Here is a 26,753-nt window from a genome sequence, read left to right on the forward strand (position 1 = left end):
GGACAAGAAGGTTCCCATGGCACAGGCATTCCTCACGGGTGGCTCCGGTTTCATCGGACGGGCCCTGATCCGCCGGCTCGTCGGAGACGGACACACCGTCCGCGCACTGGTCCGCAGCCAGGCGTCGGCCGACAGGGTCGCGGCCCTCGGCGCGCAGCCGGTGCGGGGCCGGTTGACCGAACCGGCCGACTGGCAGGACGCGGTGGCGGGCAGCGACGTGCTGTTCCACCTGGCCGCCGAGACAGACATCACCGCCGACCGCGAGCGCCAGGAGCGGGTGACGGTCGGCGGCACCCGGGCGGCCGTGGAAGCAGCCCGCGCCGCGGGGGTCGCCACCTTCGTCAACTGTGGCAGCGAGGCCGCGCTCCTGGCCGGCGAACCGCTGCTGGACGTGGACGAGACCGCGCCGCTGCGGCCTGACTCCGAAGCCGCCTACTGCGCGGTCAAGGCCCTCGCCGAGCAGGTCGTGCTGGACGCCGGCGCGCCGGGCTTCACCACCGTCTCCGTACGGCCGCGGTTCGTCTGGGGCCCCGGGAGCAGCCTGACCGAGGGCTTGGCCGCCGCGGCCACGGCCGGGGAGTTCGCCTGGATCGACGGCGGCCGGCACACCACCGATGTGACGTACGTGGACAACGCCGTCGAAGGCCTGGTACTCGGCTGGCGGCACGGCCGGTCGGGTCAGGCCTACTTCGTCACCGACCGGCATCCAGTCGTCCTGCGGGACTTCCTGGAGAAGCTGTTCTCGCTCTACGGCGTCGACGCGTCCATCCCCGACCTGGACGCCGACACCGCCGCCCGGGTGGTGCCGGTGCCCGACCGGTGGTTCGTCGGACAGCCGTGCACGCTGCGCACCGACAAGGCCGTGGCCGAACTGGGATACCGGCCCCTCGTCCCGCACGCCGCCGGTTTCGCCGCCGTGAAGGAAGCGCTCGCCTCCGACGCCGCGTGACGGCCCGCGGGGTCACACCGGCCGTGGTGTCCGCCCCGGGCGTGCTACCGGCCGCCCCGGGCTGTGCCGTCATCATGACCGGTTCGCGCCGCATCGTCGACCTGCCCGGCATCCCCTGGCTGCGTCTCGGCGTCCTGCGGCCCGAGGACGCGCTGCGACTGCTCGCCGCGATCTCCGGGACCCGGCGGGTGTTCGCGGAGGAGGAAGCGGCCGGTCGCCTGGTGGGGGCCTGCTCCTACCAGCCGCTCTCGGTCCATGTGGCGGCCGCCCGGTTGGATGCCCGGCCGTCGTGGACGATCGACCAGATCCTGGCCCAACTCGAGGACGATCTGCGCCGACCGGTCGTCATGCACGAGGACTGCAAAATCGTCGACAGACCGTTCCGTGAGGCCCAGGCGCGCATGGACAGCTTCCACCGCGACGCCTTCCACCTGGCCGCCGTTCCCGACTGCGGCCGGCTGGACGCCGCCATGGCCGCAGCCGTGCTCGACCTGCCCGTCAACGAGGCCACTGCCGTCATGGAGGCCCTCGTCGACGCTCATCTGGTGGAGATCGACGAGAACGGCGACTACCACTTCCTCGGGCTCGTCAAGGCGTTCGCGCGGCGCCAGGCCCTCAACGGGCTGGGGCACGAACGCTGCCAGCAAGCGCTTCACCGGCTGCTGCGCCACTGCCTGACCGTCGAGCACACGGTCGGCGAGGAGGACCTGCGCGCGGTACTGGACCAGATCGTCGAACTTCCGGACGCTCTCGCGGAGATGGTCTCGCTCTCGTTGCCCTGATTCCCGCGCCGGCCGCGCGAGGCGGGGCACCCGTACGGCCCCGCGTCACGCGCCGTGGGGGATCGCGCGGAGGACGACCCGCGTCGCCCGGGCGAAACGCCCCGTCGACACGCCATCGACGCCCCGTCGACACGCGCTCGGTGGAATGCACGCATGCTCGATTCACTCACGCGCGCCGGTCTGGCCGCGCAGATCACCGGTCCCGTGCTCGGACCGGAGGACGAAGGGTTCGCCGATGAGTGCGCGCCCTTCAACCTCTCCGTGACCCACCACCCTTACGTCGTCGTCGGCGCCGCGAACAGCACCGACGTGCAAGTCGCCGTCCGTTTCGCCGCCCAACGGCAATTGCCGGTCGCCGTCCTGGCCACCGGCCACCAGGCGACCGTCCCGGCCGACGACGCGGTCCTCATCACCACGCACCGCATGGCGCGGGTGGACATCGACCCCGCAGCCCGCACCGCCCACGTGACGGCGGGAGTCCGCTGGCAGCAAGTGATCGACGCGGCGGTCCCGTTCGGGCTTGCCCCGCTCAACGGCTCCTCCCCGCTCGTCGGAGTCGTCGGCTACACCCTCGGCGGGGGCCTGAGCCCCACCATGGGCCGCGCGCACGGATGGGCGGCCGACCACGTCACCTCCCTGGAGGCAGTCACGGCCGACGGCGCGTTGCGCCATGTCGACGCCGCGTCGGAACCCGACTTGTTCTGGGCGCTGCGTGGAGGCAAGAGCAACTTCGGAGTCGTCACCGCCATGGAGTTCGCGCTCTTCCCGGTGGCACGACTGTGGGCGGGCGGCCTCTTCTTCGACGGTGCCGACGCGGCAGCCGTCCTGCACGCCTACGCCCGGGTCACTGCCGACGCCCCGGACGAGTTGAGCTCATCGATCGCCCTGCTGCGCCTGCCGGCCCTGCCCGGTGTGCCCGCCTTCCTCGCCGACCGCTTCGCCGTGCACGTCCGGATCTCCTACCTGGGCCCGGCGGCCGAGGCCGCCGAGCTGGTCGCGCCGTTGCGGGCGGCCGCGCCTGTCCTCGTCGACACTCTGGGTCCGATGCCGTACGCGTCCTTCGCCCAGATCCACAACGATCCGGCGGATCCGGCACCGTTCATGGAACGTACCGCGATGCTGCGCTCGCTGACGGCCGAAGCCGTGGAGGAGCTCCTGGCCGGCGCGGGCCCGACGGCCGACTGCCCGGCGCACTTCGTCGAGCTGCGTCACCTCGGCGGCGCCCTGGCCCGGAGCGCGGACAACGCGGTCGGCCACCGGGACGCCGCATTCGCGCTCTGGGTCGTGGGGGTCGGGGCACCGGATGCCTTCACCGCGATGAACGCCTACGCCGACACGCTTCTGCAACGGATGCGCCCCTGGTCCACCGGCGGACGCTACCTGAACTTCATGGCCGCCCAGGACACCGGCGTGTCCGACGTGAGCGCAGCCTACGACGAGGCCGACCACCACCGGCTCCGCAGCATCAAGAGGCGCTTCGACCCGCACAACCTCTTCCGCCTGAACCACAACATCCCGCCCGAGGAGCACCCGATGAACGACGACCGGCTGCAGCTCCTGACCGACCACGCCGCGATCGCCGACGCGCTGCACCGCTACGCGGCAGGGCTCGACCACGGCGACGCCGATCTGCTCGCCTCGGCACTGACCGAGGACGCCGTGGTCGACCTGACACCGGCCACGGGCAGGATCGGTCTCGAGTTCCCCGTGCTCAAGCCGCGCGAGGCCGTCGTGGGAGCGCTCATCCCGGCGGTCGGCCCGCTCGACACCAGTCACGTGATCAGCAACATCCGCGCCACCGTGGACGGCGACACCGCCCGTGTGCGCTGCTACGCGATGGCTCAGCACTACCTGCCGCAGGAAGGCCCCGGGCCCGACCGGACCCGGCACGCGCTGATGATGAACCGCTACGACGCGGACCTGACCCGCGACGGACGTACCTGGCGCATCAGCCGGCTGACGATCGACAACGCCTGGTTCGAGGGCGACGAGACCGTCCTGCTTCCCGGCGACTGACCTCAGGACGGGACGGTCCCACCGCGGTGGCGCCCTCCACCGTCCCTCTGCGGGGCGCCACCCCGGCGCGGCGGGCCCCGCCCACACTGCCGCGGACGCGGACCGTGCCCGCCCGACCCAGGGAAAACCGTCACTGGCGGGCCGGCCGCGCCCCAACCCTTCGAAGCCCTCACTCCACGATCCGCCCGGGAGCGTTTCGCGTGTCCAGCACCCCCGATGAACCCCACTCTCCGCAGCGGATGCCGCCCGTGCCCCGGTCACCGTGTTCTCGCGAGGACGGCAGACGGCTGCGCGCGGACGCGGTACGCAATCACGCCCGCCTGCTCGACGCCGCGGCAGCGATAGTGCGGGAGCACGGGCTGAAGCACCTCACCATGGAAGCGGTGGCCACCGCGGCAGGTGTCGGCAAGGGCACCCTCTTTCGGCGGTTCGGCGACCGCGTGGGTCTGTTGCAGGCCCTGCTGCAGCATTCCGAGGACAGCTTCCAGGCCGCCCACCTCGGCGGCGTGGACCAGGCACACGGCCGGGACGAGGCCGTCGAGCGGCTTCGCGCGTTCGGGGTGGCCGCCATACGGCGCTCTGCCCGGGAAGTGGAGCTGCAGATGGCCGCCGAGCCCTCCCCCGACGAGCGCTACCGGCGCGCACCTCGCCGCGCGTATCACGAGCGGGTCAGCGTCCTGCTCGCACTGGCCGCACCGGAAGCGGACGCGGAGCTGCTCGGCCACGCGCTGCTGGGCTATCTGGAGCCCGCCCTGCTCTGGCATCTGGGCGACCAGTGCGGCCTACCGCCGCATCGGCTGGAAAGCGGCTGGCTCGAACTGGTCTCCCGCCTCACCCAGCAGGGCACGGTTCCCCACGACGCGGCCTGAGGACCGGCACGGCTAGCGGGGCGCGCCCACCGGTTCGCCGACGAACGTGCGCCAGAGCCTCGCGTACCGGCCGTCCCGGGCCAGCAGCGTCTCGTGCGTGCCGTCCTCCACCACCCGGCCGTGGTCCATGACCACGACCCGGTCGGCACGGGCCGCCGTGGTGAGGCGGTGGGCGACGACCAGGGTGGTGCGGCGGCCGGCGAGGCGGTCCGTGGCCTGGTTGACCTGGGCCTCCGTGGCGAGGTCGAGCGCGGCGGTCGCCTCGTCGAGGAGCAGCACGTCGGGGTCGACCAGCTCGGCGCGGGCCAGCGCGATGAGCTGGCGCTGGCCGGCGGACAGGTTGCGGCCGCGCTCGGCGACCTCGTGCAGGTAGCCGCCCTCCAGCGTCGCGATCATCTCGTGCGCGCCGACCGCCCGCGCCGCCGCCTCCACCTCCGCGTCGGTGGCCTCGGGGCGGCCGTAGGCGATGGCGTCCCGGACGGTCCCGGGGAAGAGGTAGGCCTCCTGCGGGACGACGCCGAGCCGGTGCCGGTAGGAGGTGAGGTCGAGTGCGCGTACGTCGGTGCCGTCGGCCAGGACCCGGCCGCGGGTCGGGTCGTAGAACCGGGCGACCAGCTTGACCAGGGTGGACTTGCCCGCGCCGGTCTCGCCGACGAACGCGACGGTCTGTCCGGCGGGGACGGTCAGGGAGATGCCGGTGAGGGCCTCCTCCTCGTCGCCGTAGGAGAAGTGGACGTCCTCGAAGGTGATCTCGCCGCGCAGCCGGCCCACCTCGGCGGGGGCGGGGGCGTTCTTCGTGGAGGCGGGCTCCTGGAGCAGTTCCTGGATGCGGCCGAGGGACACCGTGGCCTGCTGGTAGCCGTCGAAGACCTGGGAGAGCTGCTGCACGGGGGCGAAGAACAGGTCGATGTACAGCAGGTACGCCACCAGGGCGCCGGTGGAGAGGGTGCCCGCGCCGATCCGGTGGGCGCCGACGATCAGTACGGCCGCGGCGGCCACGGAGGACAGGAGCTGCACGAAGGGGAAGTAGATCGAGATGAGCCACTGTCCGCGGATGCGCGCCTGGCGGTAGCTCTCGCTGCCGGCCGCGAAGTGCTCCCGCCCGTCGCGCGCGCGCCCGAAGGCCTGCACGATCCGCAGCCCGGACACCGACTCCTGGAGGTCGGCGTTGACGGCCGAGACGCGCTCGCGGGCCAGCTCGTACGCCTTCACGCTCGCCCGGCGGAAGAAGACGGTGCCGATGATGAGCGGGGGCAGGGTCGCGAAGACGACGAGGGCGAGCTGGAGGTCGAGGACCAGCAGCGCCACCATGATGCCGAAGAAGGTGACGACCGAGACGAACGCCGTGACCAGGCCCGTCTGGAGGAAGGAGGAGAGCGCGTCGACGTCCGTGGTCATCCGCGTCATGATGCGGCCGGTCAGTTCGCGCTCGTAGTAGTCGAGGCCGAGCCGTTGGAGCTGGGCGAAGATCTTCAGGCGCAGCGCGTAGAGGACCCGTTCGCCGGTGCGGCCGGTCATCCGGGTCTCGGCGACCTGTGCCGCCCACTGGGCGGCGACGGCGAGCAGCGCGAGCGTGGCGGCGGCCCAGACCGCGCCGAGGGCGAGCTTGTTGACGCCCTGGTCGATGCCGTGCCGGATCAGCACGGGCAGCAGCAGGCCCATCCCTGCGTCGAGGGCGACCAGCAGGAGGCTGACCAGCAGCGGCCGGCCGAAGCCGCGCAGCAGGCGGCGCAGCCCGTAGGACTCCTCGGGCCGTACCGCCGCCGCCTCGTCGATCCGGGGGGTGTCGGTGGCCGGGGGCAGCGCCTCGACCTGGGCGAGGAGTTCGGGGGTCGCGGGCATCCCGGACAGCGCGGTGTCCTTGGGTTCGCGGTCGCCGCTCCACAGCCGGGGGGTCACCCCGCGTTCGGCGTCGAACTCGGCGTCCAGTTCGTCCCGTACCGAGTCGCGTCCGGGGGTCTCCTCCTGCTGGGCCGGCGGGGTGTGGCCCGGGGAGACGCCGCCGAGTTCGTCGGGGTCGGTGAGGAGCCGGCGGTAGAGGGGGCTGCGGGCCTGGAGTTCCTCGTGGGTGCCGAGGTCGGCGAGGCGGCCGCCGTCGAGGACGGCGATGCGGTCGGCGAGGTTCAGGGTGGAGCGCCGGTGGGCGATGAGCAGCGTGGTGCGGCCGCGCATGACCTCGCGGAGCGCCTCGTGGATCTCGTGCTCGACGCGGGCGTCGACGGCGGAGGTGGCGTCGTCCAGGACGAGCAGGCGGGGGTCGGTGAGGATCGCGCGGGCCAGGGCGAGGCGCTGGCGCTGGCCGCCGGAGAGGGTCAGTCCGTGCTCGCCGACCTTGGTGTCGTAGCCCTGTGGCAGCTCGGCGATGAACCGGTCGGCCTGGGCGGCGCGGGCGGCGGCCTCGATCTGCTCCCGGGTGGCCTCGGGGCGGCCGTAGGCGAGGTTGGCGCGGACGGTGTCGGAGAAGAGGAACGAGTCCTCGGGGACGAGGCCGATCGCCGCGCGCAGCGAGTCGAAGGTCAGCTCGCGCACGTCGTGGCCGCCGACGAGGACGGCGCCGTGGGTGACGTCGTAGAAGCGCGGGAGGAGGAGGGAGACGGTGGACTTGCCGGAGCCGGAGGAGCCCACGACGGCGAGGGTCTCGCCGGAGCGGATCTCGAAGCTGAGCCCCTGGAGGACGGGGCGGCCGTCCTCGTAGCCGAAGGAGACGTCGTCGAACTCGACGGTGGCGGGGGCGTCGGCGGGCAGTTCCCTGGTGCCCTCCTCGATCGAGGGCTCGGTGTCGATGAGCTCCAGGACGCGTTCGGCGCCCGCGCGGGCCTGCTGCCCGACGGTGAGGACGACGGCGAGCATGCGGACCGGGCCGACGAGCTGGGCGAGGTAGGCGGAGAAGGCGACGAAGGTGCCGAGGGTGATGTGCCCGCGCACCGCGAGCCAGCCGCCGAGCGCGAGCATCGCGACCTGCCCGAGCGCGGGCACGGCCTGGAGCGCCGGGGTGTACCGGGAGTTCATGCGGATGGTGCGCAGCCGGCCCGCGAACAGCCGCCGGCCGACCTCGCGCAGCTTGCCGGTCTCCTGGTCCTCCTGTCCGAAGCCCTTGACCACGCGTACGCCGCTGACGGCGCCGTCCACCACACCGGCGACGGCGGCGGCCTGGGCCTGCGCGTACCAGGTGGCGGGGTGGAGCCGGGAGCGGCTGCGCTTGGCGATGAACCAGACGGCGGGGGCGACGGCGAGGGCGACGAAGGTGAGCGGCAGCGAGAGCCAGGCCATGATCACCAGGGAGATCACGAAGAGCAGGACGTTCCCGATGGTCATCGGGAGCATGAAGAGCAGGCCCTGGATGAGCTGGAGGTCGCTGGTGGCGCGGCCGACGACCTGCCCGGTGGACAGCTCGTCCTGGCGGCGGCCGTCGAGCCGGGTGATCGTGTCGTACATCCCGGTGCGCAGGTCGTGCTGCACGTCGAGGGCGAGCCGTCCGCCGTAGTAGCGGCGGATGTAGGTGAGCGCGTAGACGAGGACGGCGGAGCCGACGAGGAGGCCGGCCCAGGTGCCCATGGAGCGGCTGTGGTCGCCGATCACGTCGTCGATGATCACCTTGGTGATCAGCGGGACGAGGGCGAGCAGGCCCATGCCCGCGAGGGAGGACCCGAGCGCGAGGACGACGTCCTTGGGGTGCTGCCAGGCGTAGCCGGCGAGCCGCCGGGCCCAGCCGGGTCCCGGTCCTCCTTGTCGTCGCGGTTGTTGCGCCTGCTGCGCTGCCACACGGGTGCCTTCCGTCGCTCCTGCTCGTCCGGAAGGCACCAACGTCGGTGACGTGGCATTTCATCCCGCCGCAACAATCCCCGGTCCTGCGGCGGAGGGCGTGGGGCGGAAGTCCTACGCCTCGCGGTCCCGATCGGCGGCGGCCGCGTTCCCGTTCGTGGTGAGCGCCGCCCACGGGCCGAGGGCGAAGCCCGCGCCGTTCCCGCGGACCTCCAGGGCTCCGGCGCCGCCGAAGTGGGCGGGGACGAGCAGCTCGCGTTCCTCGGCCGCCCGCCCGAGGATCCGGCGGCGGCTCGCCGCCGCCTGCTCGGGGTCCAGGCAGGCGGCGCTGTTGTGGCAGGGGTCGAGGATCTGGACCGGGCTGTGCAGCAGGTCCCCGACGAAGACGGCCCGGTCGGCGCCGGAGGACAGGCGCAGCACGGAGGAACCGGGGGTGTGGCCGGGCGCGGACTCCAGGGTGAGGTGTGCGTCGATGCGGTGGTGGCCCTCCCAGAGCACGGCCTGCCCGGCCCGGTGCACGGGGGCGACGCTGTCCTCGTAGACCAGGCGGTCGACCTCCTGCACACCGCCCCCGTAGGCGTTGTCCGGGCCGTAGTGGAAGTCGTCGGCGGCCGGGACGAGGTACTGGGCCCGCGGGAAGGCCGGCACCCACTGTCCGTCCTCCTCGACGGTGTTCCAGCCGACGTGGTCGAGGTGCAGGTGGGTGTTGACGACGACGTCGACGTCCTCCGGACGGATGCCGGCCCGCTCCAGCAGGCCGGGGAAGTCGCTGCGCGCGTCGTGGAAGGGGCCCATGCCCGGCCGCTCGCGCCCCGCGCCCGCCCCGGTGTCGACGAGGACGGTCAGGCCCGCGCTGCGCAGCACCCAGCTCTGCAGGGCCGTCACCACCAGCCCGGTCTCAGGTTGCCAGTGGTCGGGGGCCAGCCGGTCCTCGTTGTCCTTCCACACCTCGCCGGGGACCGTGGGCAGGAAGGCGGAGGGGGGCAGGAACGGCTCGTGCCACTCGACGATCCGGGTGACCTCGACATCGCCCAGCGTCATGGTCTGCACACGTGCGTCTTCAGCGATCATGCACTCGACCCTAGGAAGCCGGGATCGAGCCGCTCAATGCTCACCGCCCTCGATAAGATACGCGTCCGTCTCACATCTTGTGCGACACCCGGCACCGACCGGAGGAAGGGGCGAGCGATGGACGTGGTGAGCGACGCGATCTTCGCCGCGCACCTCGGGCATCCCCGGTTCCACCGGGTGCGGACGCGGGGAAACTGGTGCGCGCGGCAGGACGCGTACGAGGGCGCGGGCTTCCACGTCGTCCTGAAGGGCGGCTGCTCGCTGCTGACCGACGGCGGCACCGCGGTGTCCCTCGGCGTGGGCGACGCGGTGCTGCTCCCGCACGGCACCGGTCATGTGCTCGCCGACTCCCCGGTCGACGCGGCGGTCGCGGCGCGGACGGCGGTGCCGTTCACGCGGTGGCTCGCGGAGTCGGAGGCGGAGGCGGAGGCGGAGTCGGAGGCGGCGGCGGAGTCGGAGGCGGCGGCCGGGCCGCCGGACCGTGAGGGGACGGAGCTGCTCAGCGGCACGTACTGGCTGGACTGCAGCCGCACGCACCCGCTGATGGCGGAGCTGCCGGAGGTCGTCCGCCTTCCCGCCCGGGTGGGCGGTCACCGTGAGCTCCGCGCCGCGATCGACCTGCTCGCCGGGGAGCTGGACCAGGTGCGGCCCGGCTCGTGCATGGCGCTCCCGAACCTGCTCGACCTCCTCCTCGTCTACATGATCCGTGCGTGGATGGAGAAGAGCGAGGGCGGGAGGTGGCCGGGCGCGCTGGGCGATCCGGTGACGGCCGCCGCCCTGCGGGCGATGCACTCGCACCCGGCCGCGCGGTGGAGCAACGACCTCCTGGCCGCGGAGGCGGGCGTCTCCCGTCCCACCCTGGCCCGCCGGTTCACGGCCCGGGTCGGCCGCCCGCCGATGGCGTACCTCACCTGGTGGCGCGTGGTCCTCGCCGCCGGGATGCTCCGCGACACCACTCAGACACTGGCCGCCATCGCCGGCCGGGTCGGCTACGGCAGCCCGTACGCCCTCTCCCACGCCTTCACCAGGGAGTTCGGCGTGACGCCGGGACGGTACCGGGCACGGGCGGCGGAGCGGTCCGCCTCCGCCGCGGGCTCCCGGTAGCGTCGGCGCCGGGCCTCGTCACCGCCCGGGGCGGCCGCCGGTGCGCACCTCGAGCCGGTACAGGCGGGTGGTCTGGACGGCGTTCTCGTTGTCGTCGCTGACGAGCAGGACGTCGAGTCCGGCGCGGTGGCCGCCGTGCCCCGCCCCGGTGACGGCCATGCCCTCGATGTTGTCCAGGAGCGGGTTGGGCTGGGGTTGCTCGGCGGTGGCGCCGAGGGAGGGGCAGTCGGCGAGGTCGGCGAGCGGGGTCTTCCGCGCCGGGCGGACGGGCCCGCCCTCGGTGAGGTGCTCGACGCCGCTGGTGTCGGTGGCGTGCCGCAGGTCGGCGAGGGCGAGCCGGATCGTGTTGCCGACGTCCGGGGTGAAGCCGCGCTCCAGGACGAGCAGCCGGCCGTCGGGGGTGGCGGTGATCTCGGGGACGCCGAGCCCGTCCTCGGCGCGGTAGGCGTACTGCGGGCCGAGCCGGAACGCGGAGCCGTGCCGCCGCCAGGTCTGCAGCCGGACGAGGCCGGGGGCGTCGCCGTCGAGCGCGTACTCCATGGAGGCGAGGAGGGTACGGCCGTCGGGGAGCAGGGTGAGCCCCTCGAAGGTGCCGTTGGCGGTGGCGCGGCCGGCCGGGGCGACCCGCAGGGAGGCGGGCACGGGCAGCAGGCCGAGGAGGCGCCCGTCCGGGGCGTAGTGCCGTACGGAGGGCTCGGTCTCGGAGGTGACGAACCGGCTGCCGTCCCGGTCGACGGCGAGGCCCTCGGAGTCCAGGGCTGCCCCGCTCTCGTCGGCGAGCGCGACGGCCCCCTTCGGCCGGTAGGTCCGGGCGTCCAGCCGGAACAGCGAGGAACGGTCGGACAGCGCGAGCAGCGCACCGTCACGGTCCCGGGCGAGGGCGGAGAGGTTGCCGACGTAGGTGCCCTCGTACGAGGTCTTGTCGAGTACGTCGGAGAAGCCGGCGAGGGAGACGGAGGGCGAACATGCCCTGTCCGTCGGTGTGCGGGTGGTACCGGCGGGCGCGGGTGCGGCGGCACTGAGGCAGGCGGCGGCCGCGAGGCACGCGGCGAGGGCGGCACGTACGGTCTTCGGACGCATGCCCGCCACGGTAGGGCGACCGGGGGACGCGCGGGACCCCGACACGTGCACGGACCCGTGCGGGTCCTCATCTGCCGCGCGCGACAAGGCAGTTGTGCGAGGGGGCGCTCATCCGCGCACAGAACACTGGTAGAATGATCATGCGTTCGCGTCGCACGGGGGGTTCCTCGACCGTCCGATGATGCGGAGACAACTGGTATGCACGGCAAGGGTGTCGATTCGCCCGCGGAGATTCGTCCGACGGAGTCCCATCCGACGCGGCGCCTCCCGCTGCTCACCGGACAGTCGGGCGTATGGCTCGCCCAGCAGATGGACCCGTCGAGTCACGCGTACCAGATCGCCGAGTACGTCGAGATCCACGGTCCGGTCGACGAGGCCCTGTTCGAGACCGCCTTACGCCGGGTGATCGCCGAGTGCGAGGCCTACCGTCTGCGGCTGACGGCGGCCGAGGACGGGACGAGCCAGACCGTCGAGCCCTTCGAGGACTGGCCGCTGCACCTCCTCGACCTGAGCGAGGAATCCGACCCGGCCGAGGTGGCACGCCGGTGGATGCGCTCCGACCTGGCCCGGGTCCACGACCTGACGCGGGGCCCCAACTTCACCCAGGCGCTCCTCCGCATCGCCCCGGACCGGTACTACTGGTACCAGCAGTCCCATCACGCCCTGGTGGACGGCTACACCGCGCACCTCGTCGCCTCTCGGGTGGCGCACGTCTACACCGCCCTGACCGAGGGCCGCGCGCCCGAGGCCGAGAGTGCCTTTCCCCGCTTCCGGAGCCTCGTCGAGGAGGAGGCGGAGTACCGCGCCTCCGGCCAGTACGCCGAGGACCGCGCCTACTGGGCCGCGAAGCTGGCGGACCGCCCCGATCCGGTGAGCCCGGCCGGCCGGTTCGCCCCCGCCTCCGCCGGCCATCTGCGCCACTCCTTCGACCTCCCGCCCGAACAGGCGGCGGCCCTGCGCGCCACGGCCCGCGGCCTGCGGGTCAGTTGGTCGGTCCTGGTCCTGGCCGCCACCGCGGCCCTCACCCACCGGCTCACCGGGGCGGAGGACCTCCTCATCGGCATGCCCGTCACCGGACGGGTGGGCCGCACGGCCCGCGCCACCCCCGGCATGATGGCGAACGTCCTGCCACTGCGGCTCTCCGTCCACCCCGGTCTCGGCCTGGACGCGCTCGTCCGGCAGACGGGCGCCACGGCCCGCGAGGCACTGCGGCACCAGCGCTTCCGCCAGGAGGACATGCGGCCCCTGGCCGGCGCGGTCGGCGAGACCCGGGGCCTGGCCGAACCGCAGGCCAACATCATGGCCTTCGACTACGACCTGCGGTTCGGCGGACATCCCTCCTCCACGCACAACCTGAGCAACGGCCCCATCGAGGACCTCTCGTTCATCGTGTACGAGCGGCGGGCCGGGGAGGGCATGCGTCTGGACGTCGTCGCCAACCCGGCCCTCTACGAGCCGCGCGACCTCCTGGCGCACGGGGCGCGGTTCCTGCGCCTGCTCACGGCCATGACGCGGGATGTGACGCGACCGGTGGGCTTGGTGGACCTGCTGGACCCGGACGAGCGCGAGCGGCTGCTGGTGGAGTGGAACGACACCGCCGCCCCGTACCCCTCCGAGCGGGCCGTGCACACCCTGTTCGAGGAGCAGGCCGCCCGCACCCCCGGAGCCCTCGCGGTGGTCGAGGGCGACACCCGGCTGACCTACCGGGAGCTGGACGAGCGGGCCGAGCGGCTGGCGCACCGGCTGCTGCGGCTGGGGGTGCGGCCGGAGTCCCGGGTCGCCGTCCTGCAGGAACGTTCTGCCGCACTGGTGGTGTCCACGCTCGCGGTGCTGAAGGCCGGGGGCACGTACGTGCCGCTCGACCCCCACCAGCCGGCGGCCCGCGCGGAGTTCGTCCTCCGGGACACCGGGGCGCGCCTGCTGCTGACCGACCGGGACCCGCGCGCCCTCGGCTTCGCCACGGACGTGCGGGTACTGCGCCTCGGGGACGGCACGGACGGTCCCGAGGAGGCCCCCGGCGAGGTCTCCGACGGAGTCACCGGCGAGGCCACCGACGGGGCGGACCTCCCCGGCGGCGCCCGGGTGCCGGTCGACGCACGGCAGTCGGTCTACGTGATGTACACCTCCGGCTCGACCGGCACGCCGAAGGGCGTGACCGTCACCCACCGCAACGTGGTGCGGCTGGTGTCCGACCGCCACTGGCGCGAGGGACGGCACGAGCGGGTGCTGATGCACGCCCCGTACGCCTTCGACGCCTCCACCTTCGAGATCTGGACGCCGCTGCTGACCGGGGGCCGGATCGTCATCGCCCCGCCCGGCCGGCTGGACGCGGCCGACCTGGCCCGGCTCCTCACCGTCCACGGGGTGACCGGCCTGTTCGTCACGGCCGGCCTCTTCCGGGTGCTGGCCGAGGAGAACCCGGCCTGTTTCCGGGGGGTCCGCGAGGTCACGGCCGGCGGTGACGTCGTCGCCCCCGACGCGGTCCGCCGTGTCCTCGACGCCTGCCCCGGCATCGTCGTGTCCAACGGGTACGGCCCCACCGAGACCACCGTCTTCGCCACCGTCGGCCCGCTGCGGGAGACGGGCGAGGTCCCCGCGACGGTGGTGCCCCTCGGCCGCCCCCTGTCGAACACCCGGCTCTACGTCCTCGACGACGCCCTGCAGCCCGTCCCCACCGGGGTGCCCGGTCAGCTGTACCTCGCCGGGGACGGCCTCGCCCGCGGGTACCTGGGGCGCCCCGGGCTGACGGCGGAACGATTCCTCGCCTGCCCCTTCGGGGCCCCGGGCGAGCGGATGTACCGGACCGGGGACCTCGTGCGGTGGAACCACGAGGGACTGCTCGAATACCTCGGCCGCGCCGACGACCAGGTCAAGGTGCGCGGCTTCCGCATCGAGCCCGGCGAGATCGAGGCGGCCCTGGCCGCCCGTCCCTCCGTCGGCCAGGCGGCGGTGCTCGTCCGCGAGGACAGGCCCGGCGACAAACGCCTGGTCGCCTACGCCGTCCCGGCACGGGGCGCCGACCCCGACGCGGAGGCGCTGCGCGCCCACCTGCGGGCGGTACTGCCCGACTACATGGTGCCCTCCGCCCTCGTCCTCCTCGACGCGCTGCCGCTGACCGCCAACGGCAAGCTGGACCGGCGCGCGCTGCCCGCGCCCGGACCCGCCGCCATGGCGACCGGACGCGCGCCCGCCACCGCGCGGGAGAGGGCCCTCGCCGCCCTGTTCGCCGAGGTCCTCGGCCTCGAACACGTCGGCGCCGAGGACAACTTCTTCCAGCTCGGCGGGCACTCCCTGCTCGCCACCCGCCTCGTCTCCCGCATCCGCCGCGAACTGGGCGCCGGCATCGGCATCCGGACGCTGTTCGCCCGCCCCACGGTGGCCGGTGTCGCCGCCGCGCTGGGGGACGCGGAGGCGGCGCGGCCCGCCCTGACGGCGGGCCCGCGGCCACCGGCCCCGCCCCTGTCCTTCGCGCAGCGCCGGCTGTGGTTCCTGGGCGAGCTGGAAGGCCCGAACGCCACCTACAACATCCCGGTGGCGATACGGCTGACCGGCGCGGTGGACCCGGTGGCCCTGGAGGGGGCACTGCACGACGTCCTCGTGCGTCACGAGGTGCTGCGGACCGTGTTCCCCGCCACCGACGGCCGGCCCCGGCAGCACGTCCTGGAGCCCGGCTCCTTCACGTTCCGGCTGCCCGTGACGGCGGTCGTGGAGCCGGACCTGGAGGCGGCACTGCGCCGGGAGGCGGCCCGCCCCTTCGACCTCGGCCGTGAACTCCCGGTGCGCGCCACGTTGTTCGAGACCGGCGCCGAGGACCGCGTGCTGCTGCTCCTCGTGCACCACATCGCCGCCGACGGATGGTCGCTCGGCCCGCTGAGCCGGGACCTGTCCACCGCCTACGCCGCCCGGCGGGAGGGGCGCGCGCCCGGGTGGCGGGCGCTCTCGGTCCAGTACGCCGACTACGCCCTGTGGCAGCGGGAGCTGCTGGGCTCCGAGGAGGACCCCGGCAGCCTGGTCTCCCGGCAGCTCGCCCACTGGCGGGAGGTCCTGGCCGGTCTCCCCGAGGAACTGGCGCTGCCCACCGACCGGCCGCGTCCGGCGGTGGCCGGCCACGGGGGCGGTCAGGTCCCGCTGCGGGTTCCCGCCGCCGTCCACCGGCGGCTGCTGGAGGTGGCGCGGGCGGAGGGCGCGACCCTGTTCATGGTGGTCCAGTCCGCGGTGGCCCTGCTGCTGTCCAGACTCGGCGCCGGGCAGGACATCCCGATCGGCACGCCGGTGGCGGGCCGCACCGACGACGCCCTCGACGAACTCGTCGGCTTCTTCGTCAACACCCTGGTGATCCGCAACGACCTTTCCGGGAACCCCTCGTTCACCGATCTGCTGCGCCGCGCCCGGGAACGCGGCCTGGCCGCGTACGCGCACCAGGACCTGCCCTTCGAGCGGCTCGTCGAGGACCTCGCCCCGGCCAGGTCCCTCGCCCGCCACCCCCTGTTCCAGGTGATGGTCGCCCTGCAGAACAACGCCGGGGTCGGCCTCGACCTGCCCGGCGTCCGGGCCGAACCGCTCCTCCTGGAGGACACCCGCGCCAAGTTCGACCTCGACATCCACGTCACGGAACTCACCGGTGCCGACGGCGGCCCCGGCGGCCTGCACGTCCTCCTCGGTCACGCCACCGACCTGTTCGACCGGGAGACGGCCGAGACGATGGCCGGGCGGCTGCTGCGGGTCCTGGAGGCGGTCGCCGCCGAGCCGGACCTGCCGCTCGCCCGGATCGACGTCCTCGGCAGGGCCGAGCGCGCCCGGCTGCTGACGGAGTGGAACGGGCCGACCGTCGCCCGTCCCGCGCGCACGCTGCCCGCGCTCTTCGAGGCGCAGGTGGCGCGGACCCCCGACGCGGTCGCACTCAGGTGCCGAGGCGTCGGCCTGACGTACCGGGAACTCAACGCGCGGGCCAACCGGCTGGCCCGGTACCTGGCCGGACGGGGCGTGGGGCCGGAAGCGGCCGTGGCACTGCTCATGGAGCGCTCGGCAGAGCTGCTGGTGGCGGTCCTTGCGGTGCTGAAGGCCGGCGGGGCCTACGTGCCGGTGGACCCGGCGTACCCGGCCGAACGGACCGCTTTCCTGCTCGCTGACGTCCGCCCCGCCCTGGTGCTGACCTCACGGGCCGCCTCCGCCCGCCTGCCCGGCGGGTGCGCGGACGGGTCCGTGGTGGTCGTGGACGAGCTGCCCGGTCTCCCGGAGCACCCGGCGCACGACCTCACGGACGCCGAGCGTCGCGCGCCCCTGCTGCCCGGGCACCCGGCGTACGTCATCCACACCTCCGGCTCCACCGGGCGCCCCAAGGGCGTGGTGGTCGCGCACCGCGGCGTGTGCGACCTGCTGGCGTGGGCGCACGACCAGATCGGCGAGGGACCCCTGTCCCGGGTCCTGGCCTCGACCTCGCTCAGCTTCGACGTCTCGGTCTTCGAACTGTTCGCCCCGCTGACCCGCGGCGGCAGCGTGGACCTGCTCGCGGACGCACTGGCCCTGCTCGACGAGGGCGGCCGGCGCGGCGGTCTGCTCAGCGCCGTGCCCTCGGCCCTGGAGACCGTCCTCGCCCAGCGCGAGGGCGCGCCCCTGGAGCCGGACCTGGTCGTCCTGGCCGGGGAACGGCTGACCGCCCACACGGCCGGGGCGATCCGCACCGCGATGCCGCACAGCCGGCTGGCCAACCTCTACGGCCCCACCGAGGCCACCGTCTACGCCACCGCCTGGCACGACACCCCGGACGCCCCGTGGGACACCCCCGGCGCCGGGCAGCGGGCCGCCCCGCCCATCGGCCGCCCCCTCCCCCACACCCGCGCCTACGTCCTCGACCGGCACCTGAACCCCGTGCCCGCCGGGGTCCCCGGGGAGCTGTACCTCGCCGGGGACGGCCTCGCCCGCGGGTACCTGGGCCGCCCCGGACTGACGGCGGAACGGTTCCTCGCCTGCCCCTTCGGGGCCCCGGGCGAGCGGATGTACCGGACCGGGGACCTCGTGCGGTGGAACCCGGACGGTCAACTCGCCTACGTGGGGCGGACGGACGACCAGGTGAAGGTCCGCGGCTTCCGCATCGAGCCCGGCGAGATAGAGACCGCCCTCGGCGCGCACCCGGCCGTCGCCCGGTCCGCCGTGCTCGTCCGCGAGGACCGTCCCGGCGACCCGCAGCTCACCGCCTACCTGGTCCCCGCCCCGGGCGCCGCACCCGGCACCGACGAACTGCGCGCGCACCTGGCCGCGGCCCTGCCCGCCCACATGGTGCCCTCCGCGTTCGTGGTCCTGGACGCCCTGCCGCTGACCTCCAACGGCAAGCTGGACCGGCGCGCCCTGCCCGCCCCCTCGTACACGGCCGCCGCCTCGGGCCGGGAGCCCGCCACCGCGCGGGAGAAGGAGCTGGCCCGCCTGTTCGCCGAGGTCCTCGGCATCGAACACGTCGGCGCCGAGGACAACTTCTTCCAGCTCGGCGGGCACTCCCTGCTCGCCACCCGGCTGGTGGCCCGCATCCGCCGCGAACTGGGCGCCGGCATCGGCATCCGGACGCTGTTCGAGAATCCCACGGTGGCCGGTCTGGCCGCCCGCGCCGTCCTGCCCGACGGACCGGACCGGAGGGACGTCCTGCTCCCGATCCGGGAGGGCGGCCCGGGCACTCCCGTCTTCTGCGTCCACCCCGGCACCGGCCTGGGCTGGGGCTTCCTCGGCTTCGCCCACCACCTGCCGGAGGAGCACCCGCTGTACGCCCTGCAGGCCCGGGGGCTGGACGGCGGGGGCCCGCTGCCCGCCGACGTCCCGGAGATCGCGGCGGACTACCTCGCGCGCATCCGCCGGGTGCGGCCCGAGGGCCCCTACTGCCTGCTCGGCTGGTCCTTCGGCGGCCTGGTGGCCCACGAGATGGCGGTACGGCTGCGGGAGGCGGGCGAGGAGGTGGCGGTGCTCGCCCTCATGGACTCCTACCCCGTGGCCGGGACGGACCCGGCACCGGCCGGGGCGCGCCGGCCCGGGGAGGACGCCCTGCGGGCGTACCTCGAAGCGGGTCCGCCGCGCCACGGGCGCCCGCCCGGCACCGGCACGGCGGCCGTCCTGGACGGCCTGGACGCGCACGCCACCGAGGCGGTGGTCCGGGTGTTCCGCAACAACATGGACCTCATGGAGAAGTTCACCCCCGGCAGGTTCGACGGCGATCTGCTCCTCTTCACCGCGACGCTCGGGAAGACGGAGGAGGAGCGGGCCCGGCTCACCCCCCAGGCATGGCGGCCGCACGTCGGCGGCTCGGTGGAGAACCACGACATCGCCGTCGCGCACGACGACATGAACACACCGGAGAGCGCGGCCGTGATCTGCCGGGCGCTCGGCGGGAAGCTGCGGGGCGGGGAGTGAGCGGTCCGGTGGCCCCCTGCCGCCCCGGACCGGCTCACCCCCCGTTCGGCGGGCCCGCCGGTGGGCCCGGCGGCGGGGGCAGCGGCGGCTCCGCCTGTTTGAGGCGGCCGTAGACGGCGTCGAAGGTGAACCCGGAGACGAAGCCGACGGTCAGCACGAAGAAGAGGAGGCGGCGGGCGCCCTCCCCGCTCAGGATGTCCGGGGAGGCCGCCAGTTGGGCCGAGACGAACAGCAGGAAGGCGACGGCGCCCGCCGACATGCCGAGCGCCGCCGTCCGCGCCCAGTGCTCCCCCCGGTCGAAGGCGTTGCGGGTGATGGCGCCCGAGGTGCCGGTGGCGAGGGCGCCGACGATCAGCCCGGTGAGGTTGACGGCGGCGCTCGCGTCCAGGGCGTAGGTCAGCGGGATCATGCCCAGGCCCAGGCAGAGCAGCAGCAGCCCCACCGTGATGCCGAAGGCACTGCGCCAGGCCGCCCGGCGCACGGCACGGGCGTCCAGACGGCGCCGCTCGTCCTTGCGCTCCCGCTGCGCGGCCAGTATCCGCACGAGCCGGGCCGCCGTGTCCCGCCCCCATTCCGCGCCCATCGCCGACACCTCCTCGGGGGTGAGGTGCCGCTCGACCCTGTTCATCACGTCCCACACCTTGCGCCCGGCCCCGCCGAAGCAGGCCGCCGCGTACACGGGGATGCCGAAGGCGAGGCACACCATGCCGGTGATCAGCGTCGAGCGGCCGCCGCCGATCAGCACGACGCCGTGCACCTCGGCGAGCGAACGGTAGTAGCCGCTCTCCCACTCGGAGCCCGACTCGTAGCGCACGTCGTACAGTTCGGGCCGCTCGTCGAGCAGCGGGAAGTCCGTGTCGACGTCCCCGTACGGCGGCCGCACATGGATGGACCCCGGCTCGGGCTCACCGTGCGCGAGGTAACCCGTGATGACCCAGTCCTCCACGAACTGCGCCTCGCTGGAGTAGACGACGAGATCACACCCGGCCTCGGCGAGCGCCGCGCCGATCTGCCCGCACGCCCCCTCCACCCGGTGCCCGGCCACGAGCGGCGGCTCGTACTCCCGCCCCGGATCGGCACTTCCCACGACAGCGATCAACGGCCTCAACCCGTAACCCCCCGTAAGCGTCGGGTAACTCCCCTGCGCCCCAGGCTACTTGTCCCCACTGACACTGCCGTCCGCATCGACGAGCCGCGCACCCCGGCTCTCGGCGACCCGGTGCACGTCACGCAGCGACTCGGACATCCGGGCGAGCAGAAACCGGAGCTGGACGGCGGACGCCCGCTCGTATCCCAGCAGGTCGTCGGCGTGCCGGAGCAGTCCGACGGCCATCGACAGCTGTACGGCTTCGACCGCGTCGGCCGCGCGGGACAGCGGCCCGTCCCCGTCCGTGACCAGACAGCAGGGCTTGCCGTCCTCCCCGGCCCACGGCAGCAACCGGGTCTCACCCGGTCCGGCCGCCCTCATCGGCGTACTCCCGCCGCGAGTTCGGCCGCGAGTCCGGTCGCCGCGCAGTGCGCCGCGAGTTCGGCGGCGTACTCCGCGCGCCACAGCTCGCGCCGCCGCTCCAGCGCGCGCCGCCGCGCCCCGGGGCAGGGCCCGTCGGCGAAGTAGCACGGACGGAACGGGTGTTCGGCCGCGACGGGGGCCGGTACCGGAGCCGGCGGTGGCGGCTCGACCCGGTGCCTGCCCTCCGGCGGATACAGCAGACGCAGCAACGGCTCGACGAGCCGGGCGATACGGTGAAGCACGTCGTCAACTCCTGGGAGCTCAGCGGGTTGATGGCCATGCCCCCGGACCGGTCGCGCGGTCGCGGGGGTTCTCGCTTTCTGTAGCGATCCGCTCACAGAGTGGAGCGTCCGCGGTTAGGCTCGCCAGAGGTCGGAGCGTGACGAATGATCTGTCACACGAGGAGGCCCGATTGGGCAGCATCTACGGCGACTGGCTCAAACAGCAGCGCGAGAAGGCGGGACTGACACAGCAGCAGTTGGCGGAGGCGGCGGTGATGACGCGTTCGCACATCGCCCACATCGAGGCGGGCCGCCGCACCCCGTCCAAGGAGGACGCCCGCCGCTTGGACAGGGCGCTGAACACGGGAAACGTGCTCAGCAGCTTCCTCCCACCGGAGGACGCGGCCGTCGCCGACTACTTCGAGTCGGCCCGCCTGCTCGAACAACAGGCGGTGATGATCCGGGAGTTCGCGTACGCCTTCGTCCCGGGCATCCTGCAGACGGCGGCGTACGCACGTGCGGTACTCAGCGCGGCGTTCCCTCCTGTGAGTGAAGAGGAATGTGACAGGCTCCTTGTCACACGCCTCGAACGAGCGCAGCTGCTCGCCGATCCGGCACGGCCGGTGGTGTGGGCACTGCTCGACGAAGGCGTTCTCCGCCGCCCGGTAGGAGGGGCAGAGATCATGGCGGAACAGGTGACCCACCTCGTCGACCTGGCAGTACGGGGCAGAGTGCGCGTCCACGTCGTGCCGTACGGCACCGGCGCGTACCCCCTGCTGCAAAGCATGCTCACGCTGATGCAGTTCGAGGACCAACCACCGGTGGCGTACTCGGAGGGGCACTACATGGGCAAGTTGCACGACTCCCCACACGTGGTCAGCCGACTCCACGACATCTACCATCTGGCCCTGAGCGACGCACTTCCGTTGAAGGACTCGGTCGCCCTGATGAGGGTGATAGCGAAGGAGTACGTAGGCGATGACTGACCGCAGGCTGCACTGCCCTTCCGCGAAGGACGGCTGGCGCAAGTCCTCCTACAGCAATACCGAGGGCGGCAGCTGCCTGGAAGTCCTGGACGACCAGGCCGTCGGCATCCCCGTCCGCGACTCGAAGACCCCGCACGGCCCGGCGGTGGTCTTCCCGCGTACGGGCTGGGCCCTGTTCGTCACGGCGGTGAAGGCCGACGTACTGCGCCCGTGACCGGCGTTCGCTTTCGGCGCCGCCGTCGTGGCACGGGAGGGTGGGCGGACGGGGCACTCAACGCGGCTGGGTGGCCGCGATCCGGTGCAGGCCCGCGGGGTCCAGCAGGCGGATGACGCGGTGCTCCCGCTCGATGAGGGCGCGGGAGGCGAAGTCCCCGAGGGTTCTGGCGACGACCTCGCGCACGGATCCCACCGCGCGCGCGAGCTCGTCCTGCGTGGCGTGCACGACCAGACCGCCGGCCTCCCGCGTGCACAGCTCCAACAGGTGAAAGGCCACGCGGGGCGGCACCGGTTGGAACACGTTGTTGCTCCACAGCTGCTCGGAGAGGTGCAGCGTCTCCGCGACGTACCGCGCGACGGGCCACGCCACCCCGACCTCGGTCGCCGCGAGGCGGGACAGGCTGCTCGCCGACAACGACACGCAATCGGTGTCGATCATGGCCTTGACCGCGACGTCCGGGTTGTGGCGGCCGGCCGCCAGGGCGGGCAGGCCGACCAGCTCACCTCGTGCCGCGTACCGCACCGTCACCTCGCGGCCTGTGGTCGAGCTGACGAAGACACGGGCCAGCCCCTCGACGATCAGGTACACCACCCCCGACGGCTCCCCCGCACCGCGGATGGCGTCGCCGCTGGCGAAGTGCCTCAGCATGGCCCGCTCAGCCAGGATCCCGGCGGCGTGTTCCGGGAACTGGGCGAGCAGACTGTCGTTCCACGCGGCCCGTGCCGCTGCGGGGAAGGACTCCGGAGCATTCATGCACCGCGCTCGCTCTCTCTCGCACGGCGCCGCACACCGCGGAGACACGCCCGTCCGGGTGATCGCCACCGCTGGTACGGGGACACCATGCCGCCGCCCGAGGATCCTCAGCGGCCCCACCGATCCTCCCACATGACGTGGTCGACGCCCTGATCGGCGAAGGGGTGTCCCGGATCCCCGGCGGGCATGCGACCGTGACGGCGGCGCGCCCGACGAAGTCGAGACATCACCGCCGCGTGCCGGCCCTTCTCTCAGCCGGCCAGTCGGTCGAGGAGCAGCGCCAGTGGTTCCGGCGCGGTCACCATCGCCTCGTGTCCGGTGTCGAGTTCGTATCCGGGCCACCCGAGCTCGCGCGCCCGTTCGGCCGACGGAGCGAAGACGCGCATCCAGGACGTGCACTCGATGTAGGCCGCCGGTACGTCTCGTTCCCGCGCGGTCAGCGTGAGCGGCGCCGTATAGGTGGCCCACGGCTGCGGCGTGAGCCGGGGAGTCAGCCAGTCGAGGTCCTCGGTGGCCGTGACGCCCAGCACCTCGAGCGACCGCGGCGGGATGAGCCAGCCGAATCCCGGGCCGCTGACGGATTCGCGGTAGTGACGGGCGATGTGGTCGGGCAGCAGATCGATCGCGGACTCGCCGTCGCGCGGGAGGAAGGCGTCCAGGTAGACCCGGGTCCGGATCCGGTCGGGGCGCTGCTCGGTGACGCCGGCGACCACCATTCCCGCATAGCTGTGGCCGACGAGGACCACGTCGTGCAGATTCTCGGCGTCCATCAGCCGCACGATGTCGTCGACGTGCGTGTGCAGGTCGATCTGCGGGGACAGCAGGTGCGCGCGGTCGCTCACGCCGGTGAACGTCGGGCTGAACACCGAGTGCCCGGCGTCGCGGAGGCGGGCGGCCACCCTCGTCCAGCACCAGCCTCCGTGCCACGCTCCGTGCAGGAGCACAAAGGTGGTCACCGTCCCGGGGCCCTGTTCTCGAAGAGCGCCAGCGCCGCGGCGGTGTTGGACGCCGGCACGTGATAGGTGTCCGAGATCCTCGTGATGTCCTCGTCCATCGCACCACGCATGACCAGCCACATGATCATCTCGATCCCTTCGGAGCCGGCCTCCCTGATGTACGTCTCGCGGCTGAGGGACGCAAGTGCCTGCGGATCGCTCTGGATCTTGCTCATGAACATCGCGTCGAAGACCGGATTGATCAGGCCGGCGCGTTCCCCGGCGAGCTGGTGCGACATCCCGCCGGTCCCGAACACGGCGACCTTCAGGTCCTCGGGGTAGGCGCGGATGGCTCTGCCCAGGGCCTTGCCGAGGTCGTAGCACCGGGCCGCGGTGGGCTGCGGGTACTGGATGACGTTGACCAGCAGCGGGATCACCGGACACGGCCAGGCGTCACCGGGGTCGGGGTGGTACACCGAGAGCGGGACCGTGAAGCCGTGATCCACCGCGAGCCGGTGGGCGACCGTGATGTCGAACGCGTCGTCGACAAGGCACTCGACGAGGTGCTGCGCGAGCTCGGGATGGCCGTACACGGTCGGGACCGGACGGGGTCCCCAGCCCTCGTCGGCGACCGGGAAGCTGGCCGCCGTGGCCAACGCGAAGGTCGGGACGAGATCCAGGCCGATCGCGTTGGCGTGATCGTTGTACACCAGGACGATGACGTCGGGCGTGTGGTCGGCCATCCAGTCACGGGCCTGCCGGTAGCCGTCGAACAGCGGCTTCCAGTACGGCTCCTGCGTCCTGCGGTTGTCCATGGCGGCGCCGATGGACGGGACGTGGCTCGTCGCCAGCCCCCATGTCACCTCAGCCACAGCGGCGTCCTCCTGCCCTCATCGCCGCGATGAAGTCCTCGGTCGTCATGCCGGTGAAGACGCCCCCGAGGTGCTGCATCGACAGCTTGTCCACCGTCGCCAGCTTGAGGACGTGGAAGATCGAGCCCCCGAGGTCCAGCAGCGACCGCCAGTCACGCTGCAGCACCGCAGTGCGTTGCGCGGGCGTCATGTCGAAGTGATCGCAGTAGTCCGCCTCGTCGGCGAGGAAGCGGGCGCGGTGCGCCGGCGTCGTCAGCGTGGAGCACAGCTCGTTGATCGCATGGCCGTGACGACTGTCCGCGATGTCGAAGACGTACGTCCCCGGCACGTCCGGCTTGGTGGTCATCGCTGCTCCTGAGGATGGGTGGCGAGCGCCTCGACCGTGACGTCCATCCAGGGGAAGGCGGGCAGGGACACCAGCGCGTCGTGCAGGTGGGTGGCGTCCGTGGTGTTCCAGAGACCGATCACCGCTTGCCTCCCGGGGACCCGCCACAGGCACAGAAGCGTTCCCTCACTCCGCAGCTGCTGAGCGCGGTCGCGTTCGAGAGCTTTCAACCGGTTCCGTTCGGCGGCGGGCATCGTGTCGGGGAGGTTGGTCTCGAACCTGACCAAGAACTCCATTGCTGCTCCTTCCGGGCGCCGTGCGGTGTCGGCCGTGGCGCCCCGGCGGGTGGTGGGCATGACCTCGGTCACTCCGAGATCGGGTAGTGCGGGGTGTCCGGGCCCTCGATGGTGATCCACTGGACCTCGGTGAACTCGGCGAGGCCGGTGCGGCCACCGGACTTCCCGTAGCCGCTGTTCTTCACGCCGCCGAAGGGCATCTGCGCCTCGTCGTCCAGCGTCGCGCCGTTGATGTGGCACATGCCGACGTCCAGCCGCTTGGCCAGATCGAGCGCGAGAGTCACATCCCGGCTGAAGATGGCCGAGCTGAGTCCGTACTCGTTGTCGTTGGCGACGGCCAGGGCTTCCTCGGGGCCGTCGACCGGAATGACCGTCACCATGGGCCCGAACGACTCCTCCCGGTAGGCGCGCATGGCCGGGGTGACTCCGGCGAGCACGGTCGGCGCGAAACACGGCCCGTCGGCGACTCCGCCCGCGAGCAGGTCGGCTCCTCCCGCGACCGCGTCGGTGACGAGCTCCTGGACGTGCCGCACGGAGTTCGCGTTGATCAGCGGGCCGTACATCGACTCCTTGCGGCGGGGGTCGCCGTAGACGATCGAATTCGCGACCTTGACCAGGCGGCGGCTGAACTCGTCGGCGATGCTGCGGTCCACCACGATCCGGCCGGTGGACAGGCAGCCCTGTCCGGTGTTGGCGAACGAGCCGAAGGCGGCCGCGCTGACCGCGACGTCCAGATCGGCGTCGGCGAGGACGATGAAGGGAGAGTTGCCGCCGAGCTCCAGCACGACCGGCGTGAGCGTCTTGCTGGCCAGCTCGGCGATGACCCGCCCGATCCGCGTCGATCCGGTGAAGTGAACACGTCGCACGGCCTCGTGGGAGACAAGCGCGTCGACGACCTCGGCCGCGTTCTCGGGGGCGTTCGTGATCAGGTTGATCACGCCGTCCGGCAGGCCGCCCTCGGCGAAGCAGGAGGCGACCAGTCCGTGCGTGCGGGGGGTCTGCTCGGAAGCCTTCATCACCACGGTGTTGCCGAGGACGAGAGCCGCCGGCACCGACGCGCCCACGAGCAGGACCGGGGCGTTCCAGGGCACGATGCTCGCCACGACGCCGACCGGCTTGCGGACGGCCAGCGCGGTGCGACGGGGATCGTCCGACGGAATGACCTCGCCCGTCAGCCCCTCATAGGCGGACATCGCGGCGTACCGGACCTTGTCGACCAGGATCTTGATGTTGAAGTGACCCCACCCGGACGGCCCGCCCATCTCCGCGGTCACCGCCTCGGAGATCTCCGCGGAGCGCGCCTCGATCGCGTCCGCGCAGGCGAGCAGGGTCCGTGACCGCTCGGCGGGTGAACGGCCGGCCCAGTCCGGGAAGGCCGCGCTCGCGGCATCCACCGCACGGTTGACGTCCGCCGCCGAGGCAGCGGCCGCCCGGCAGGCGACCTCGCCCGTGTACGGGTCCAGCGACTCGTACACGGCGCCGTCGGCCGCCGCCGTCCAGCCGCCCCCGATGAACAGCTCCTGCCGCTGTGTGCCCGTGTCGAAGCCGGTCGGCATGACTTTCTCCTTTTTCGGTCCAGAATTCTCGCCGCCCGGTACGCCTCGCGCACCGGG

At 73.1% G+C, this 26,753-nt stretch carries 20 protein-coding genes; 8 read left to right on the forward strand and 12 right to left on the reverse strand.

Annotated elements, in window-relative coordinates; all coding sequences use genetic code 11:
* The first annotated feature begins 16 nt into the window (after positions 1-16).
* The 4 genes from OHB09_RS11165 to OHB09_RS11180 all read left to right on the forward strand — a co-directional run bounded on the left by OHB09_RS11165 (position 17) and on the right by OHB09_RS11180 (position 4,616).
* On the forward strand, positions 17-949 hold the full coding sequence (locus OHB09_RS11165; RefSeq protein WP_006140580.1) for an NAD-dependent epimerase/dehydratase family protein: 933 nt from the start codon (positions 17-19) through the stop codon (positions 947-949).
* A gap of 74 nt (positions 950-1,023) precedes the next feature.
* Positions 1,024-1,731 carry a hypothetical protein gene (locus OHB09_RS11170; protein WP_191890127.1) on the forward strand — a complete coding sequence of 236 codons (708 nt, stop codon included), beginning with the start codon at positions 1,024-1,026 and terminating at the stop codon, positions 1,729-1,731.
* Between the two features lie 153 nt (positions 1,732-1,884).
* Entirely contained in the window at positions 1,885-3,747 is a 1,863-nt protein-coding gene (locus OHB09_RS11175; RefSeq protein WP_319351094.1) for a nuclear transport factor 2 family protein, read from the forward strand.
* Positions 3,748-3,986: 239 nt separating this feature from the next.
* Positions 3,987-4,616: a TetR/AcrR family transcriptional regulator gene (locus OHB09_RS11180; RefSeq protein ID WP_319351104.1), complete on the forward strand. Its 630-nt coding sequence runs from the start codon at positions 3,987-3,989 to the stop codon at positions 4,614-4,616.
* A gap of 12 nt (positions 4,617-4,628) precedes the next feature.
* Here the strand turns inward: OHB09_RS11180 and OHB09_RS11185 are convergent, their stop codons facing one another.
* Both OHB09_RS11185 and OHB09_RS11190 read right to left on the reverse strand, forming a co-directional pair.
* A complete protein-coding gene (locus tag OHB09_RS11185; protein WP_328921915.1) occupies positions 4,629-8,378 on the reverse strand; it encodes an ABC transporter ATP-binding protein in 3,750 nt (1,249 codons plus the stop codon).
* A 114-nt stretch (positions 8,379-8,492) separates the two neighbouring features.
* On the reverse strand, positions 8,493-9,449 hold the full coding sequence (locus tag OHB09_RS11190; RefSeq protein ID WP_191853111.1) for an MBL fold metallo-hydrolase: 957 nt from the start codon (positions 9,447-9,449) through the stop codon (positions 8,493-8,495).
* Between the two features lie 117 nt (positions 9,450-9,566).
* Between OHB09_RS11190 and OHB09_RS11195 the strand changes: the two genes are divergently transcribed.
* Entirely contained in the window at positions 9,567-10,553 is a 987-nt protein-coding gene (locus OHB09_RS11195; protein ID WP_328921916.1) for an AraC family transcriptional regulator, read from the forward strand.
* A gap of 18 nt (positions 10,554-10,571) precedes the next feature.
* Here OHB09_RS11195 and OHB09_RS11200 read toward each other — a convergent pair whose 3' ends face one another.
* The gene (locus OHB09_RS11200) at positions 10,572-11,633 is read right to left on the reverse strand and encodes an esterase-like activity of phytase family protein (protein WP_328921917.1); all 1,062 of its coding nucleotides are present in this window, start codon (positions 11,631-11,633) and stop codon (positions 10,572-10,574) included.
* 198 nt (positions 11,634-11,831) lie between these two features.
* Between OHB09_RS11200 and OHB09_RS11205 the strand changes: the two genes are divergently transcribed.
* Positions 11,832-19,025 (forward strand): non-ribosomal peptide synthetase, encoded by a 7,194-nt coding sequence (locus OHB09_RS11205; RefSeq protein WP_328921918.1) that lies wholly within the window; start codon positions 11,832-11,834, stop codon positions 19,023-19,025.
* Between the two features lie 34 nt (positions 19,026-19,059).
* Here OHB09_RS11205 and OHB09_RS11210 read toward each other — a convergent pair whose 3' ends face one another.
* The 3 genes from OHB09_RS11210 to OHB09_RS11220 form a co-directional block, all read right to left on the reverse strand.
* Positions 19,060-20,112, reverse strand: a complete 1,053-nt coding sequence (locus tag OHB09_RS11210; RefSeq protein WP_006140591.1) for a hypothetical protein — start codon at positions 20,110-20,112, stop codon at positions 19,060-19,062.
* A gap of 66 nt (positions 20,113-20,178) precedes the next feature.
* On the reverse strand, positions 20,179-20,493 hold the full coding sequence (locus tag OHB09_RS11215) for a hypothetical protein (protein WP_191890119.1): 315 nt from the start codon (positions 20,491-20,493) through the stop codon (positions 20,179-20,181).
* Complete coding sequence (locus OHB09_RS11220) at positions 20,490-20,777, reverse strand: hypothetical protein (RefSeq protein WP_191890143.1); 288 nt, start codon at positions 20,775-20,777, stop codon at positions 20,490-20,492. Before OHB09_RS11220 ends, OHB09_RS11215 begins: the two co-directional genes overlap by 4 nt.
* A gap of 170 nt (positions 20,778-20,947) precedes the next feature.
* Here OHB09_RS11220 and OHB09_RS11225 point away from each other — a divergent pair, with 170 nt between their 5' ends.
* A complete protein-coding gene (locus OHB09_RS11225; protein WP_191853252.1) occupies positions 20,948-21,742 on the forward strand; it encodes a helix-turn-helix domain-containing protein in 795 nt (264 codons plus the stop codon).
* Positions 21,735-21,956, forward strand: coding sequence for a DUF397 domain-containing protein (locus OHB09_RS11230; RefSeq protein WP_191853116.1), 222 nt, complete (start codon positions 21,735-21,737; stop codon positions 21,954-21,956). Before OHB09_RS11225 ends, OHB09_RS11230 begins: the two co-directional genes overlap by 8 nt.
* Before the next feature lie 57 nt (positions 21,957-22,013).
* Here the strand turns inward: OHB09_RS11230 and OHB09_RS11235 are convergent, their stop codons facing one another.
* From OHB09_RS11235 to OHB09_RS11260, 6 genes are all read right to left on the reverse strand, one after another.
* Positions 22,014-22,712: a Crp/Fnr family transcriptional regulator gene (locus tag OHB09_RS11235; protein ID WP_191853117.1), complete on the reverse strand. Its 699-nt coding sequence runs from the start codon at positions 22,710-22,712 to the stop codon at positions 22,014-22,016.
* A gap of 251 nt (positions 22,713-22,963) precedes the next feature.
* Positions 22,964-23,668: an alpha/beta fold hydrolase gene (locus tag OHB09_RS11240; protein ID WP_191853118.1), complete on the reverse strand. Its 705-nt coding sequence runs from the start codon at positions 23,666-23,668 to the stop codon at positions 22,964-22,966.
* Entirely contained in the window at positions 23,665-24,519 is an 855-nt protein-coding gene (locus OHB09_RS11245) for a class III extradiol dioxygenase subunit beta (RefSeq protein ID WP_191853119.1), read from the reverse strand. The genes OHB09_RS11240 and OHB09_RS11245 overlap by 4 nt, the downstream gene beginning before the upstream one ends.
* On the reverse strand, positions 24,512-24,865 hold the full coding sequence (locus OHB09_RS11250; protein ID WP_191853120.1) for a protocatechuate 3,4-dioxygenase: 354 nt from the start codon (positions 24,863-24,865) through the stop codon (positions 24,512-24,514). The genes OHB09_RS11245 and OHB09_RS11250 overlap by 8 nt, the downstream gene beginning before the upstream one ends.
* Positions 24,862-25,140 carry a muconolactone Delta-isomerase family protein gene (locus OHB09_RS11255; RefSeq protein WP_191853121.1) on the reverse strand — a complete coding sequence of 93 codons (279 nt, stop codon included), beginning with the start codon at positions 25,138-25,140 and terminating at the stop codon, positions 24,862-24,864. Before OHB09_RS11255 ends, OHB09_RS11250 begins: the two co-directional genes overlap by 4 nt.
* 68 nt (positions 25,141-25,208) lie before the next feature.
* The gene (locus OHB09_RS11260) at positions 25,209-26,696 is read right to left on the reverse strand and encodes an aldehyde dehydrogenase family protein (protein WP_191853122.1); all 1,488 of its coding nucleotides are present in this window, start codon (positions 26,694-26,696) and stop codon (positions 25,209-25,211) included.
* Positions 26,697-26,753 lie beyond the last annotated feature (57 nt).

It is taken from the genome of Streptomyces griseoaurantiacus (genome assembly GCF_036189845.1).
GTDB classification, from domain to species: domain Bacteria; phylum Actinomycetota; class Actinomycetes; order Streptomycetales; family Streptomycetaceae; genus Streptomyces; species Streptomyces griseoaurantiacus.